This is a genomic window from Ruegeria aquimaris (genome assembly GCF_025751555.1).
GTDB classification, from domain to species: Bacteria; Pseudomonadota; Alphaproteobacteria; order Rhodobacterales; family Rhodobacteraceae; genus Ruegeria_B; species Ruegeria_B aquimaris.
Map to the genome: position 1 here is coordinate 1 of NZ_JAOWLB010000021.1, position 14841 is coordinate 14841.

The window sequence follows — 14841 nt, forward strand, 5'->3', positions numbered from 1 at the left end:
GATCACGTCGCGCAGGTCGCCCTCGCCCGGGCCGCCGATGAGGATGTCATCGCCATCGCCACCGTTGAGCGTGTCGGCGCCCAGACCACCATCCATACTGTCATCGCCGCCCTCGCCCAAGAGCCGGTCGTTGCCGTCGAGGCCGGTGATGGTGTCCGCGCCCGCCGCACCGGTCAGGATGTCGGCCTCGGGCGTTCCTGTCAGCACGAGGCCCGAGTCGGATGGCTCTCCCAGACCTTCGATACGAATGGTGAACTCGTCGCCGAAGCCATCCAGCATGTAGCCAAATCCGTTCGGGAAAATGGCCGCGAAATGGGCGTTCAGGGATTGGTTCGGCGTGTCGCCTTCGAAGGCGACCGAGGCGGTGACGGGATTGCCGCTGGCATCGAACTGGCGCAGCAGCGCCTCTTGCCGGTAGGGGGTGCCGCCGATGGTGTGATAGACGATGGCATAGCCGCCATCCGACAGCGGGAATACCAGCCCGTCATACTGGCCGCCATCGTGCAGGTCGGTATTGACCAGCTCTGGTGCGCGGACAACCGTGCCAGCGGCCGACAGGATCGCCTGGAACAGTTCCGGGTCGGCATCCACACCGTCGCGCTGATTCGACCAGGTGACGACAACGCGACCGTCATTCAGCACGGCGGCATTGACGGTATCCGCCGCGGGACGGGTCAGGGTGGCGTTGTCGGTTCCGCCCAGATTGATCTGCGGCCGAAGCTCGGTGCCGTCCATGCCAAAGACCCGGGAAAACACGTCGCCGCTTTGCACATCCTGATAGATCAGGTGCAGCGTGCTGCCGGACACCACCAGTTTGGCCGAGGATACCTTGACCCCGAGAAAACCGAGATACGGCTCGCCCGTTGGGGTGATGTCGATGGCGATGGCCTCGGCCGTGCCGGTGTTCAGGGTCAGGTGCAGCGCCTCGGGATTGGCGCCCTGCATGCCGAACCAGACCTCGGCGATCTGGCCACTGGGCAGATCCACGATGCTGTTGGTGTTGGGGCCGTCGGGGTCGAGATAAATCTTGCCGGGTTCCGAGGGCTGCGGCGTGCCATCGGCGGCAAAGCTGCGCTGGGCGACGAATTTCGGATTGGCGCTGGGCGTGTCGCGCTGAACGATCGGGCTGTGGCCCTCGTAATGCAGGGTAAAGCCGCCATCGGCATGCACCTGCACATGACGCACGGTGGTGGTATAGGGCAGGGCGATGCCCATAAAGGACCATCCGGAGAGTTCATCGGCGGAGGCATCGGTCAGGCGCTGTTCCTCGATCAGGAGAGTGCCGGTGTTGTCATAGACACGGAATGTCGAATCCTGGCCCATGCCGTTGATCAGGCTGTCATTGAAGACGAAGAGCTTGTTTCCTGCGGCGATGGCATGGCGAAACGGGTTGTCTGTCAGGTCGTCAATCAAGCCGTTGTATTGAATAGTCACGTTCTATTACTCCACCAAAATGACCCTTGGAAAAAGCCCAAGGGTTTGAAAACGAATATGAATAAGGAAAGAATTAGATGAGGGTCCGCGGCGCGCGCAAGTCTGATTTTTGCGGTTGCCGTTGCGTCATCATCTGCCGGGTCCCGATGCGGGGGCGCGGGTGGGTCAGAGACAGAAAAGCCCCCAGGATCAGGATCCTAGGGGCTTGTCATGGTGCCCAGGAGAGGACTCGAACCTCCACGACCTTGCGGTCACTGGCACCTGAAGCCAGCGCGTCTACCAATTCCGCCACCTGGGCAGGTGTCGTGAGGCGCCGTTTAAGCCGCGGCGCGGGGGGCGTCAACCGGATTTTGCGGCTGGTGTGAAAGTTTTTTGTCGTGGAGGGGCGGCGGCGTTCTTGGGGCGGTGATTTGTGGGGGAAACAGGGGGCTTGGCGGGCGTGCGCGGCACTATTGCGCCTTGTTTGCCCGCCCGTGCGGGGGTAGATCGGATCAAGACCCAAAGTCAGCAGGAGCCTTCTCATGTCGAAACTGGTCACGATCTATGGAGGATCGGGTTTTGTCGGGCGCTATATCGCGCGGCGCATGGCAAAAGAGGGGTGGCGCGTGCGCGTTGCGGTGCGTCGGCCGAACGAGGCGATGCATGTGAAGCCTTATGGCGCGGTGGGCCAGGTCGAGCCGGTGCTGTGCAATATCCGTGACGATCACTCGGTGGCGCAGGCGATGCGCGGGGCGGATGCGGTGATCAACTGTGTCGGCGTGCTGAACGAGATGGGCAAGAACGGGTTCGAGGCGGTGCAGGCCGAGGGCGCGGAGCGGGTCGCGCGGCTGGCGGCAGAACAGGGCGTCGCACGCGTGGTTCATGTCTCGGCCATCGGGGCCGATGCCGACAGTGACAGCGCTTATGCGCGCAGCAAGGCCGAGGGCGAGGCGGGCGTGCTGCGGCACCGGCCGGATGCGGTGATCCTGCGGCCGTCGGTGATCTTCGGATCCGAAGATCAGTTCTTTAACCGGTTTGCGGGCATGACTCGGTTCGGGCCGGTGCTGGCCATCGTCGGCGCCGATACACGGTTCCAGCCGGTCTATGTCGATGACGTGGCGCGGGCGGCGGTCAAGGGCGCGCTGGGTCAGGCCGAGCCGGGTGTGTACGAGCTGGGCGGGCCGGATGTCGAAACCTTCCGCGCGTTGATGCAGCGGATGCTGGGTGTGATCCATCGTAAGCGGATCATCGTCGGGCTGCCGTTTCTTGCCGCGCGGATCATGGCCGGGATGCTGGATCTGGCGAAATTCGTCAGTTTTCAGCTGTTCCCGAACAACATCCTGACGCGCGATCAGCTGAAGAACCTGCGTCGCGACAATGTGGTGAGCGAGGGCGCCAAGGGGTTTGCGGATCTGGGCATCGTGCCCGAGACGATGGAAGCGGTTCTGCCCAGCTATCTGTGGAAGTTCCGCCCCAATGGCCAGTACGACGACATCCAGGCCTCGGCCCGGAACCTGCGCGCCTAGGTATAGGCGATCGCCAGCAGCACCAGCCCCAGCGCCATGCGGTAGATCACGTAGGGCGTGAAGCTGACCGAGCGCAAGAGGCGCATCATCAGGCTGAGCGCGAGCAGGGCAGAGACAAAGGCGAATGCGGCGGCGATGGCGCCGTCGCGCGCAGCCTGAGCATCGGCGGTAACCGCCACTTCGGTCCCCAAGAGCACGCCCGAGGCGATGATTGTCGGGATCGACATCAGCATCGAGATGCGGGCAGCATCGCCGCGCGCATATCCCAGCCGCCGGGCGCCGGTGATGGTGATGCCGGAGCGCGAGGTTCCGGGGATCAGCGCCAGTACCTGCCACAGCCCCATGACCAGCGCGTCGCGGAAACCCCAGTCGGCCGTGTGCTTGAGTTGCGGGCCGGTGCGATCCGCCCACCACAATACCAGACCAAAGCCCAGCATCGTCCAGCCGATCACGGCGACCGAGCGCAAGGCGTCGCTGAACCCGGTGAAATGCAGGATGGCACCCGCGATCACGGTGGGACTCGTCGCCACGATCAGCCCCATGGCCAGCCTTGCGCCCGGCGTGTCGGTCTTGCCCGTCAGCGCGCGGGGCAGGCCGGACAGAGCCTCGCGCACATCGGCCCAGAAATAGAGGACCACGGCGCAGAGCGTGCCGACGTGAACCGCGACGTCGATAGTCTGACCCTGATCCTGCATACCGGTGAGGTGTGGCAGCAGAATCAGGTGGCCCGAGGAGGAGACCGGCAGGAACTCGGTAATACCCTGGATGAGCGCCACGAGAATCAGTTGGAGGAGGGGCATGGGTGTTGGATTTCCGCGCGAAACAGGTTGCTTGCCGGGTATAACTGGCCCTTGAGAAAAGGGAAGTTGCCATTTAGGTCCGATATGGTACCTAAAATTTTGGAAAATTGCAGCATGGGTCGAGATTTTTTTGCCAGAAAGGTAAAATAGGTCAGCATAATTGACTTTTAATCCGTTCGGCCCTCATATACCAAATCGCGCAACAGGAAATTCGTGGAGTTCACCCCCGTGGCCAAGCAACCGATGCTGAAATTCGTGCAGATCGAACGTGACATGCCGGAAAAGCGTGCAGCCGCTGCGCGCAAGGAGGATTTTCACGAGATCTATGCCGAGTATGCCGCAGCCAAGGCCGCCGAGCAGGCGAGCCGGTGCAGCCAGTGCGGCGTGCCTTATTGTCAGTCGCATTGCCCGTTGCACAACAACATCCCCGACTGGCTGCGTCTGACCGCGACCGGGCGGCTGGAAGAGGCGTATCAGACCAGCCAGGCCACCAATACCTTTCCCGAGATCTGTGGCCGTATCTGCCCGCAGGACCGTCTGTGCGAAGGCAATTGCGTGATCGAGCAGTCGGGTCACGGTACCGTGACCATCGGCGCGGTCGAGAAATACATCACCGATACCGCCTGGGACATGGGCTGGGTCAAGCCTGCCTCGCCGGTGACGGAGCGCAGCGAAAGCGTGGGCATCATCGGGGCGGGCCCCGGTGGGCTGGCCGCAGCCGACATGCTGCGTCAGGCCGGTGTCCAGGTGACGGTCTATGACCGGTACGACCGGGCCGGGGGCCTGCTGATGTACGGCATTCCGGGCTTCAAATTGGAAAAGGACGTGGTCGAGCGCCGCAACCGGCTGCTGGCCGATGGCGGGGTACGGTTCGAGCTGAACTGCGATGTGGACGCGGCCAACTTCGCCGAGATCCGTGCCGCCCATGACGCGGTGATCATCGCAACCGGCGTCTACAAGTCGCGCGACCTGTCGCTGCCGGGCAGCGGTCTGGGCGGCATTGAAAAGGCGATCGACTATCTGGCGGCCTCGAACCGCAAGAGCTTTGGCGATGCGGTTGCCGATTTCGACAATGGTCGGCTGAATGCCGATGGCAAGAGGGTGGTGGTTATCGGCGGTGGCGACACCGCGATGGATTGTGTGCGCACCGCGATCCGTCAGGGGGCTGTCAGCGTCAAATGCCTCTATCGTCGGGACCGGGCCAACATGCCGGGCAGCCAGCGCGAGACCCAGAACGCCGAGGAGGAAGGCGTGGTCTTTGAATGGCTGTCGGCGCCCAAGGGGTTCACCGGCGATGACAAGGTCACAGGCGTGATGGTGCAGAAGATGCGCCTGGGCCAGCCCGATGCCAGCGGCCGCCAGTCGCCCGAGGTGATCGAGGGCGCCGATTACGTCGAAGAGGCCGATCTGGTGATCAAGGCGCTTGGGTTCGAGCCCGAGGACCTGCCCACCCTGTTCGGTCAGCCCGACCTGCCGGTCACCCGCTGGGGCACGGTCAAGGCCGCGTTCCGCACCGGCGCCACCGAGATGGAGGGCGTCTATGCGGTGGGCGACATCGTGCGCGGTGCCAGCCTGGTGGTCTGGGCGATCCGTGACGGACGCGACTGTGCCGAGGCGATCCTGGAAGGGTTTGGCGCCAAGACCGCCCTAGCGGCGGAGTAAGGTGCCGGTCCTGCAATCGAAGACCCCCTTTCACAATCGGGAGCGAGGCCCGCGATGACGGAACTTCACGGAGAATGCATGTGCGGCGCGGTGACGGTCACCGCCACCCCGGCCCGTGCGGCGCTGGGCGCCTGTCACTGTGACATGTGCCGCCGCTGGACCAGCAGCGCCTATGTCAGCTTTCCGGTGGAGCCGGGTTACGCGGCGCTGGGACCGGTCGAGGTCTATCGCTCGTCGGATTGGGCCGAGCGGGCGTTCTGCGGCACATGCGGCTCGGCCCTGTGGTACCGGATCACGGCCGAGGGACAGATGCATGGCCAGACCCAGATGGCGGCTGGCCTGTTTGAAAATGCGGGCGGCAGCGCCCTGAAACTTGAACTTTATATCGACAAGAAGCCCGAGGGATACGCGTTCGCAGGTGAACGTCGGCAGATGACCCAAGCAGAGGTCGAAGCCATGTATGCCCTGCCTGATCAAGGAGACAGCCAATGACCAAATACGATGCCGATTGGGTGCGGGCCGAAGAAGCCAAGCGCAAGTGGATGGCCGAGAACGGGCTTTATTCCGAGGAGGAGGAGCATTCCTCGTGCGGGGTTGGTCTGGTTGTTTCGGTCAACGGCAAGAAAAGCCGCAAGGTGGTCGAGGCCGGGATCAACGCGCTCAAGGCCGTGTGGCACCGGGGCGCGGTGGATGCCGATGGCAAGACCGGCGATGGCGCGGGCATCCATGTGCAGATCCCGGTTCCGTTCTTTTATGACCAGATCCGCCGCACCGGGCATGAGCCGCGCCTGGACCAGCTGGTCGCCGTTGGCCAGGTGTTTCTGCCGCGCACCGATTTCGGCGCACAGGAGCGGTGCCGGACCATCGTCGAGTCCGAAGTGCTGCGGATGGGCTACTACATCTATGGCTGGCGCCATGTGCCGGTGGATGTGACCTGTCTGGGCGACAAGGCCAACGCCACCCGCCCCGAGATCGAGCAGATCCTGATCTCGAACTCCAAGGGGGTGGACGAAGAGACATTCGAGCGCGAGCTCTATGTCATCCGTCGTCGTATCGAGAAGGCGGCGATTGCCGCCGGGATCTCGGGCCTGTACCTCGCCTCGCTGAGTTGCCGGTCGATCATCTACAAGGGGATGATGCTGGCCGAGCAGGTGGCGGTATTCTATCCCGACCTGATGGACGAGCGGTTCGAATCCTCGTTCGCGATCTATCACCAGCGCTATTCCACCAACACCTTTCCGCAGTGGTGGCTGGCGCAGCCGTTCCGCATGCTGGCCCATAACGGCGAGATCAACACGCTGAAGGGCAACCTGAACTGGATGAAGAGCCACGAGATCCGCATGGCGAGCTCGTATTTCGGCGAGATGGCCGAGGATATCAAGCCGATCGTGCCGGGCGGGTCTTCGGACTCGGCGGCGCTGGATGCGGTGTTCGAGGTGCTGGTGCGCGCCGGGCGCAACGCACCTATGGCCAAGACGATGCTGGTGCCCGAAAGCTGGTCCAAGCAGGCGGTGGAACTGCCGCAGGCCTGGGTCGACATGTATTCCTATTGCAACTCGGTGATCGAACCCTGGGACGGCCCCGCCGCGCTGGCGATGACCGATGGCCGCTGGGTCTGTGGCGGGCTGGACCGCAACGGTCTGCGCCCGATGCGCTATGTGGTGACCGGCGACGGGTTGCTGATCGCGGGGTCCGAGGCGGGCATGGTGCCCACCGACGAGGCAACCGTGGTGGAAAAGGGCGCGCTGGGTCCGGGGCAGATGATCGCCGTCGATATGGCCGAGGGCAAGCTGTACCACGACCGCGCGTTGAAGGACAAACTGGCCGGCTCGCGCCCGTTTGGTGACTGGGTCGGCAAGATCAACAATCTCGAAGACCAGCTTGGCGATGTCGAGGAGAAGCCTCTGTTCACCGGCGCCGAACTGCGCAAGCGGCAGATCGCGGCCGGCTACACCATCGAGGAACTGGAGCAGATCCTTGCGCCCATGGCCGAGGATGGCAAGGAGGCGCTGGCCTCGATGGGCGATGACACGCCCGCCGCGGTGCTGTCGAAACAGTACCGTCCGCTGAGCCATTTCTTCCGCCAGAACTTCAGCCAGGTGACCAACCCACCCATCGACAGCTTGCGCGAATACCGGGTGATGAGCCTGAAGACGCGGTTCGGCAACCTCAAGAACGTGCTGGACGAGGACAGCAGCCAGACCGAGATCATCGTGGCCGAGAGCCCGTTTGTCGGCAACGCCCAGTGGGAGACGCTGAAGAAGAACTTCAACGCGCCGCTGGTCGAGATCGACTGTAGTTTCGAGCAGGGATCGGCCGGGCTGGGCGCCGCACTGGCGCGCATCCGCGCCGAGGCCGAGGAGGCGGTGCGTTCGGGTGCCGGGCACCTGCTGCTGACCGATCATCTGTCGGGGCCGGGCAAGGTGGCGATGCCGATGATCCTGGCCACCAGCGCGGTGCACAGCCACCTGACGCGCAAGGGGCTGAGGACCTTCTGCTCGCTGAACGTGCGGTCGGCGGAATGTATCGACCCGCATTATTTCGCGGTGCTGATCGGCTGCGGTGCGACCGTGGTCAACGCCTATCTGGCCGAGGATTCGATTGCCGACCGTATCCAGCGCGGCCTGCTGGACGGTACGCTGACCGAGAACATCGCGCGGTATCGCGAGGCGATTGATCAGGGCCTGCTGAAGATCATGGCCAAGATGGGCATCTCGGTCGTGTCCTCCTATCGCGGCGGTCTGAACTTCGAGGCCGTCGGTCTGAGCCGCGCCATGGTGGCCGAGTATTTCCCCGGCATGACCAGCCGGATTTCGGGCATCGGCATCAAGGGGATTCAGGCTAAGGCCGAGGAGATCCACGCGCGTGGCTGGGACAGCGGGCTGGATGTGCTGCCCATCGGCGGGTTCTACAAGGCGCGCAAATCGGGCGAGACCCATGCCTGGGAAGCGACCACGATGCACATGATGCAGATGGCCTGCAACCGTGCCTCTTACGAGTTGTGGAAGCAGTATTCGGCCAAGATGCAGAGCAATCCGCCGATCCACCTGCGCGATCTTCTCGACATCAAGCCCTTGGGCAAGCCGGTGCCGATCGAAGAGGTGGAAAGCATCACCTCGATCCGCAAGCGGTTTGTGACGCCGGGCATGTCGCTGGGTGCGCTCAGCCCCGAGGCGCACAAGACGCTGAACGTGGCGATGAACCGCATCGGCGCCAAGTCCGACAGCGGTGAGGGCGGCGAGGATCCGGCGCATTTCGTGCCCGAGTCCAACGGCGACAACCCGTCCGCCAAGATCAAGCAGGTGGCCTCGGGCCGGTTCGGTGTGACCGCCGAATACCTCAACCATTGCGAGGAACTGGAGATCAAGGTGGCGCAGGGCGCCAAGCCCGGCGAGGGTGGCCAGCTGCCCGGCATGAAGGTCACCGACCTGATCGCGCGTCTGCGCCATTCGACCAAGGGCGTGACGCTGATCAGCCCGCCACCGCACCACGATATCTATTCCATCGAGGATCTGGCGCAGCTGATCTATGACCTGAAACAGATCAACCCGCGCGCCAAGGTGACGGTGAAGCTGGTGGCGTCTTCGGGCGTGGGCACCATTGCCGCCGGGGTGGCCAAGGCCAAGGCGGATATCATCCTGATCTCGGGCCATAATGGCGGCACCGGGGCCAGCCCGGCGACCTCGATCAAATACGCGGGTCTGCCATGGGAGATGGGCCTGACCGAGGCGCATCAGGTTCTGGCGATGAACAACCTGCGTGACCGGGTGACGCTGCGCACCGATGGCGGGCTGCGCACGGGCCGTGACATCGTCATGGCGGCGATGATGGGAGCCGAGGAATACGGTATCGGCACCGCCGCGCTGATCGCGATGGGCTGTATCATGGTGCGTCAGTGCCAGTCGAACACCTGCCCGGTGGGTGTCTGTACCCAGGACGAATCCTTGCGCGCCAAGTTCACCGGCAATGCCGAAAAGGTGGTGAACCTGATCACCTTCTATGCGCAGGAAGTGCGCGAGATCCTGGCCAGCATCGGCGCGCGGTCGCTGGACGAGGTGATCGGTCGCGCCGACCTTTTGGCGCAGGTGTCGCGCGGCTCGGCGCATCTGGACGATCTGGACCTGAACCCGCTGCTGATCACCGTCGATGGGGCACAGAACATCGTCTATGACCGCAGCAAACCGCGCAACGTGGTGCCCGACACGCTGGATGCCGAGATCGTGCGCGATGCCGCGCGGTTCCTGGAGGAGGGCGAGAAGATGCAGCTGAGCTATTCGGTGCAGAACACGCACCGGACGGTGGGCACGCGGGTGTCGAGCCATATCGTGAAGCGGTTCGGCATGCGCAACGATCTGCAAGGCGACCACCTGCATATCAAGCTGCGCGGTTCGGCCGGTCAGTCGCTGGGCGCCTTTGCCGCGCCCGGCCTGAAGCTGGAAGTGTCGGGCGATGCCAATGACTATGTCGGCAAGGGTCTGTCCGGCGGCACCATCGTGGTGCGCCAGCCGCAGGTCAGCCCGCTGAAGGCGGATGAGAACACGATCATCGGCAACACCGTGCTCTACGGGGCGACCGATGGGTATCTCTTCGCCGCAGGCCGGGCGGGCGAGCGGTTCGCCGTGCGCAACTCGGGCGCCAAGGTGGTGGTCGAGGGCTGTGGGTCGAACGGGTGCGAGTACATGACCGGGGGCGTGGCGGTGATTCTGGGTGGTATCGGCGCCAACTTTGGTGCCGGGATGACCGGGGGCATGGCCTATCTCTATGATCCCGAAGGCAAGGCGCAGGCGCTGATGAACATGGAAACGCTGGTCACCTGCCCGGTGACGGTGGACCACTGGGAGGCACAGCTGAAGGGCCTTATCGAGCGTCATGCGGAAGAGACCCGCAGCCGCAAGGCCGCCGACATCCTGCAACACTGGGACAGCGAAAAGGCGAATTTCCTTCAGGTTTGCCCCAAGGAGATGCTGAACAAGCTGGCCTATCCGCTGACGCTCGATACGCTGGCCATGCCCGCCGAGTAAGCTCGGGAAACGGCCCGCTGACATGCGACCGGGGTGTTCAAACACTCCGGTCGTTTTGCTGTCTTGGGCATCATGGTTAACATTTTGGGCAGGGCGCCACATTTCCGCCCCAATTTTACCGAAATCTGGATCTGAGGCAGGCGCGCGTGATGGCGCGCCCTATACGGACCCGGAAACCGGGCAGGGCAGAGATGGCAAACATCACGTTGACCGCGCAGAACGTGAACGGTGACCCGTTCGTGGATGGCGGAACGATCAACATCGTCAACAACTCGACAAGCGTTCTGACCTTTGTCGATGTCGACACACAGCTGAACGACCCGTTGTCGGGCGAATATGTTTCGTTTGACGGCGGGCTGACATTGCTGAGTTACCAGTATCTGGGTGTCGGCAACGTGCGCGGGGATCCGGGGCAAAGAGCCTCGTTCATCCGAATAGATCTGGGTAACGGCAGACACATGACCGTTGCCCTGGACATGAATGCCGATTTCGACGATCTGCCGGATTTGCAGAACGGCAATACCCAGCTGACCATTGAAACGCTGGATACGACCACGACCAACTGGTTTCCCGGCTTTGCCTGTTTCGCGGCGGGCACCTTGATCGAGATCGAAAGTGGCCCGATCCCGGTCGAAACCCTGCGCCCGGGCGATCTGGTGCGGACACTGGACAGCGGGTTCCAGCCGCTGGTGCAACTGGCGCAGACAACCGTCCGGGGCGACGGCGCCCTGGCGCCGGTGCTGTTTGCCGCCGGTGTCCTGGGCAATTTTCGCGACCTCTATGTCAGCCAGCAGCACCGGATGCTGATCACCGGGTGGCAGGCCGAACTGGCCTGCGGCGAAAGCGAGGTGTTTGTTCCGGCGAGATTGCTGGTGAATGGTGGCACGATACGAATCGTGCCGCGCCACAAGGTCACCTATTATCACCTGCTGTTCGCGCGGCACGAAATCGTGTTTTCCGAGGGCATCCCATCGGAAAGTTATTTTCCCGGCGCGTTCGAAGACATCGGGGATTTGGATGCTGACGACGCGGAGTCGAACATGTTCCGGGATCTCCCAATCACTTCAGACGCGGGATGGCAAACCGCCCGCCGGGTTGCGAAATCGGCCGAAGCACAATTTCTGTCGGCAGCCTGAGCCGGATGGCTTTGCCCGTTCAGATCGGCACAGAACTGCGCTAGAAAGCGGTTATGGCCAAGCGGACTGCGAATTCCAGAAAGAAAAAGGCCCGCAAGGCCGATAACAGGGTGCAACCCGTGAAATGGGTCATGCGCTGGGTTGGTCGGATTCTTGTGGGTGGTGCTGCCTTGCTTGTGGCGCTAGTGGTGCTGTTCACGCTGATCAATCCGCCGATCACCCACACGATCTGGAGCGAGTACCGGCGGCTGGGCGCGGTGGAGCGCGACTGGATGCCGCTGGAGGATATCGCCCCGGTGATGGCGCGGTCGGTGGTGGCGGCCGAGGACGCCAATTTCTGCCTGCATTGGGGTTTTGACGTCGAAGCGATTCGGGCAGCGATTGACGAGGGCGGCGGACGCGGCGCCTCGACCCTGTCGCAGCAGGTGGTCAAGAATGTGTTCCTCTGGCAGGGGCGCAGCTGGGTCCGCAAGGCGCTGGAGACCGGGATCACGCCGCTGGTCGAACTGGTCTGGTCGAAACGCCGCATCGTCGAGGTCTATCTGAACGTGGCCGAGATGGGCGAGGGCGTGTTCGGGGTCGCGGCGGCCTCGCGCCACTATTTCGGGGTGGAACCCGACAAGCTGAGCCCGCAGCAGGCGGCGCGGATCGCCGCCGTGCTGCCCAATCCGCGCGAGCGGTCGGCCGCGAATCCGTCGGCCAGACTGCGCAAGCGGGCGGCGGGGATCATGGACGGGGCCGCGACCATCGCGGCCGACGGGCGCGCGGCCTGTTTCGAATAGGGGCGGCCCCTAGGCGGTTTCGAGCCGGAATTTCAGGAACCGCACGCCATCATAGTCGATGTCGGCAAGCTGTGTCGCGCCCAGGCGTTTCAGGGCACCCAGATGCCGACGAGAGGGCGGCAGGAGAAAGGTCACGAAAGGGATGCGGTCGTCTGCCATTGCATGGGCGAGGGCCTTTTTCGCAATCGGCAATCCCAGCCCAAACACGTCGGGCTTCAACACCAGGCCGAAATCCCATTCCTCGCCCTCTTTCTGGAACCCGCCCCAGCCGACATAGTCGCCGTGGTTGAGAAAGGCCCAGTGACCGAGACCGTCGCGCTGCCAGCAGGCTTCCTTGGCCGCGACAAATCCGGCGCAGATCTCGGGCGTCCAGGGTTCGGTGAGCAGAGGCATATGGGTCGCGACGCGGGGATCGGACATATGGGCCAGAATTACGGCCGGGTCGATCTGGCCGAGCCGGGCAAAGCTGATATCGGGTTGATGGTGTTCTGGCATGGTCCGGGACTGTCCTGTTTGGCCGGGTCTGCGCCTGCGGCGCGGCGCGGTCAAGCGGTGGGGCGTCACGATTGCGTGTCGCGAACCGGCGGCGGCTTGCCCGCCATGCGCGTGGGAACTTGCACTTGCCGTGCTGGCGGGGCTATTGCTGACATGCAAGAATTGAAATCATCCGGATCACCATGGCGCGCCTGTTTCACGTTCCCCTTTCGCCGTTCTGCCGCAAGGTCCGCCTGTCGCTGGCGGAAAAGAAGGTCGAGGTCGAACTGGTCGAGGAGCGGTATTGGGAGGCCGACCCGGATTTCCTGCGCCGCAATCCGGCGGGTAAGGTGCCGGTGCTGAAGCTGGACGGGCGCATGTTGGCCGAAAGCGCCGCCATCTGCGAATATATCGAGGAAACCCGCCCGGATCCGGCGCTGATGCCCAAGGATACCGATGGGCGCTACGAGGTGCGGCGGCTGGTCAACTGGTTTGACGACAAGTTCCACAACGAGGTGACGTCTAAGCTGCTCTATGAACGGGTGAACAAGAAGGTCACCGGCAAGGGCTATCCCGACAGCCGAAACGTCAAGGACGGGGCGCGGGCGATCAAGTATCACCTGGATTACATGGCCTGGCTGCTGGATCACCGCCGCTGGCTGGCGGGGGACCAGATGACGCTGGCCGATTTTGCCGCCGCCGCGCATCTGTCCTCGCTCGACTATATCTCGGACGTGGACTGGAACCGGAGTCAGGTGGTCAAGGACTGGTATGCCAAGATCAAGTCGCGGCCCTCGTTCCGGTCGATCCTTGCCGATCAGGTGCCCGGGTTCCGGCCGCCGCCGCATTACGCCGATCTCGATTTCTGACCGGGTTTGGGGGCGCTGCCCCCGTCGCGCCAAGGCGCGACTCCCCCGGAGTATTTTGGACCAGAAAGAAGCATGGGCCGGGAGTTGAAGGAGAGGCTGGTCGCGCGCGCCCTGGAGGAAGGGTTCGTGGCCTGCCGTATCTGCCGCCCCGGGGATGTGCCGGAGGTGCCAGAAAGGCTGGCCGCCTTTGTCGGGGCCGGGTATCACGGGCAGATGGGCTGGATGGCCGAGCGCATGGAGTGGCGCGGCAATCCGGCGGCGCTCTGGCCCGAGGCGCGGTCGGTGATCATGCTGGCCGAGAGCTATGCCCCGGACGCGGATCCGATGGCGGTGGTGGGCCAACCCGACCGGGGGGCAATCTCGGTCTATGCGCGGGGCAAGGATTACCACGACCTGGTCAAGAAGCGCCTGAAACGGCTGGCCCGCTGGCTGATTGGTGAGGCGGGGGGTGAGGTGAAGGTGTTTGTCGATACCGCGCCGGTGCCGGAAAAGCCGTTGGGGCAGGCGGCGGGACTGGGTTGGCAGGGCAAGCATACCAACCTGGTGAGCCGGGATTGGGGCAACTGGGCCTTTCTGGGGTCGGTGTTCACCACGCTGGATCTGCCGGTGGATGCGCCTGAGCGGGACAATTGCGGATCCTGCACCGCCTGTCTGACGGCTTGCCCGACCGATGCCTTTCCGGCGCCCTACCGGCTGGATGCGCGGCGCTGCATCTCTTACCTGACGATCGAACACAAGGGGCCGGTGGACCCGGAGTTGCGCGGCAAGCTGGGCAACCGGATCTATGGCTGCGATGACTGCCTTGCGGCCTGTCCGTGGAACAAGTTCGCGGTGGCGGCGAGCGACCTGCGCTATGCGGCGCGCGAGGACCTGACCGCGCCGCGCCTGGCCGAGCTGGCGGGGCTGGACGATGCCGGGTTCCGCGCCATGTTCTCAGGTTCGCCGATCAAGCGGATCGGGCGGGACCGGTTTGTGCGCAATGTCCTTTATGCCATTGGCAATTCGGGCCTGCCCGAGTTGCGGGCGGTGGCCGCGCGGTTGGTGGGGGATGCCGATGCCACGGTGGCCGATGCCGCAGCCTGGGCGGTCGAGAAGCTGGGATAAGTGCCGCAAACAGGCGGGACGTGTCGCGGAAAGCCGGTATTGAGGCCAGAGCGA

11 protein-coding genes and 1 tRNA gene are annotated in these 14841 nt (G+C 63.8%); 8 read left to right on the top strand and 4 right to left on the bottom strand.

Features of this window, described 5'->3' with window-relative positions; translation table 11 throughout:
• Both OE747_RS24605 and OE747_RS20420 read right to left on the bottom strand, forming a co-directional pair.
• Positions 1-1434, bottom strand: a 1434-nt coding sequence (locus tag OE747_RS24605; protein ID WP_404818344.1) for a calcium-binding protein, incomplete at its 3' end; no start/stop codon positions are given.
• A 211-nt stretch (positions 1435-1645) separates the two neighbouring features.
• A tRNA-Leu gene (locus OE747_RS20420) sits at positions 1646-1732 on the bottom strand.
• A gap of 223 nt (positions 1733-1955) precedes the next feature.
• Between OE747_RS20420 and OE747_RS20425 the strand changes: the two genes are divergently transcribed.
• Positions 1956-2939, top strand: coding sequence for a complex I NDUFA9 subunit family protein (locus OE747_RS20425; protein ID WP_263830320.1), 984 nt, complete (start codon positions 1956-1958; stop codon positions 2937-2939).
• On the opposite strand, the gene OE747_RS20430 is transcribed toward OE747_RS20425, so the two are convergent.
• Positions 2936-3739 (bottom strand): undecaprenyl-diphosphate phosphatase, encoded by an 804-nt coding sequence (locus OE747_RS20430; RefSeq protein WP_263830321.1) that lies wholly within the window; start codon positions 3737-3739, stop codon positions 2936-2938. The genes OE747_RS20425 and OE747_RS20430 overlap by 4 nt on opposite strands.
• Positions 3740-3967: 228 nt before the next feature.
• On the opposite strand from OE747_RS20430, the gene OE747_RS20435 reads away from it, so the two are divergent.
• The 5 genes from OE747_RS20435 to mtgA all read left to right on the top strand — a co-directional run bounded on the left by OE747_RS20435 (position 3968) and on the right by mtgA (position 12340).
• Positions 3968-5401: an NAD(P)-dependent oxidoreductase gene (locus tag OE747_RS20435; RefSeq protein WP_263830392.1), complete on the top strand. Its 1434-nt coding sequence runs from the start codon at positions 3968-3970 to the stop codon at positions 5399-5401.
• A 54-nt stretch (positions 5402-5455) separates the two neighbouring features.
• Positions 5456-5893, top strand: a complete 438-nt coding sequence (locus OE747_RS20440) for a GFA family protein (protein ID WP_263830322.1) — start codon at positions 5456-5458, stop codon at positions 5891-5893.
• Positions 5890-10422: a glutamate synthase large subunit gene (gltB, locus tag OE747_RS20445; RefSeq protein ID WP_263830323.1), complete on the top strand. Its 4533-nt coding sequence runs from the start codon at positions 5890-5892 to the stop codon at positions 10420-10422. Before OE747_RS20440 ends, gltB begins: the two co-directional genes overlap by 4 nt.
• A 191-nt stretch (positions 10423-10613) precedes the next feature.
• On the top strand, positions 10614-11558 hold the full coding sequence (locus OE747_RS20450) for a Hint domain-containing protein (RefSeq protein ID WP_263830324.1): 945 nt from the start codon (positions 10614-10616) through the stop codon (positions 11556-11558).
• A gap of 53 nt (positions 11559-11611) precedes the next feature.
• Positions 11612-12340, top strand: a complete 729-nt coding sequence (mtgA, locus tag OE747_RS20455; RefSeq protein WP_263830325.1) for a monofunctional biosynthetic peptidoglycan transglycosylase — start codon at positions 11612-11614, stop codon at positions 12338-12340.
• A gap of 9 nt (positions 12341-12349) precedes the next feature.
• On the opposite strand, the gene OE747_RS20460 is transcribed toward mtgA, so the two are convergent.
• The gene (locus tag OE747_RS20460) at positions 12350-12835 is read right to left on the bottom strand and encodes a GNAT family N-acetyltransferase (RefSeq protein ID WP_263830326.1); all 486 of its coding nucleotides are present in this window, start codon (positions 12833-12835) and stop codon (positions 12350-12352) included.
• Between the two features lie 182 nt (positions 12836-13017).
• On the opposite strand from OE747_RS20460, the gene fzlA reads away from it, so the two are divergent.
• The gene (gene fzlA / locus OE747_RS20465; RefSeq protein WP_263830327.1) at positions 13018-13683 is read left to right on the top strand and encodes an FtsZ-binding protein FzlA; all 666 of its coding nucleotides are present in this window, start codon (positions 13018-13020) and stop codon (positions 13681-13683) included.
• Positions 13684-13755: 72 nt separating this feature from the next.
• Positions 13756-14787, top strand: a complete 1032-nt coding sequence (gene queG, locus OE747_RS20470; protein ID WP_263830328.1) for a tRNA epoxyqueuosine(34) reductase QueG — start codon at positions 13756-13758, stop codon at positions 14785-14787.
• The last annotated feature ends 54 nt before the right edge of the window (positions 14788-14841 follow it).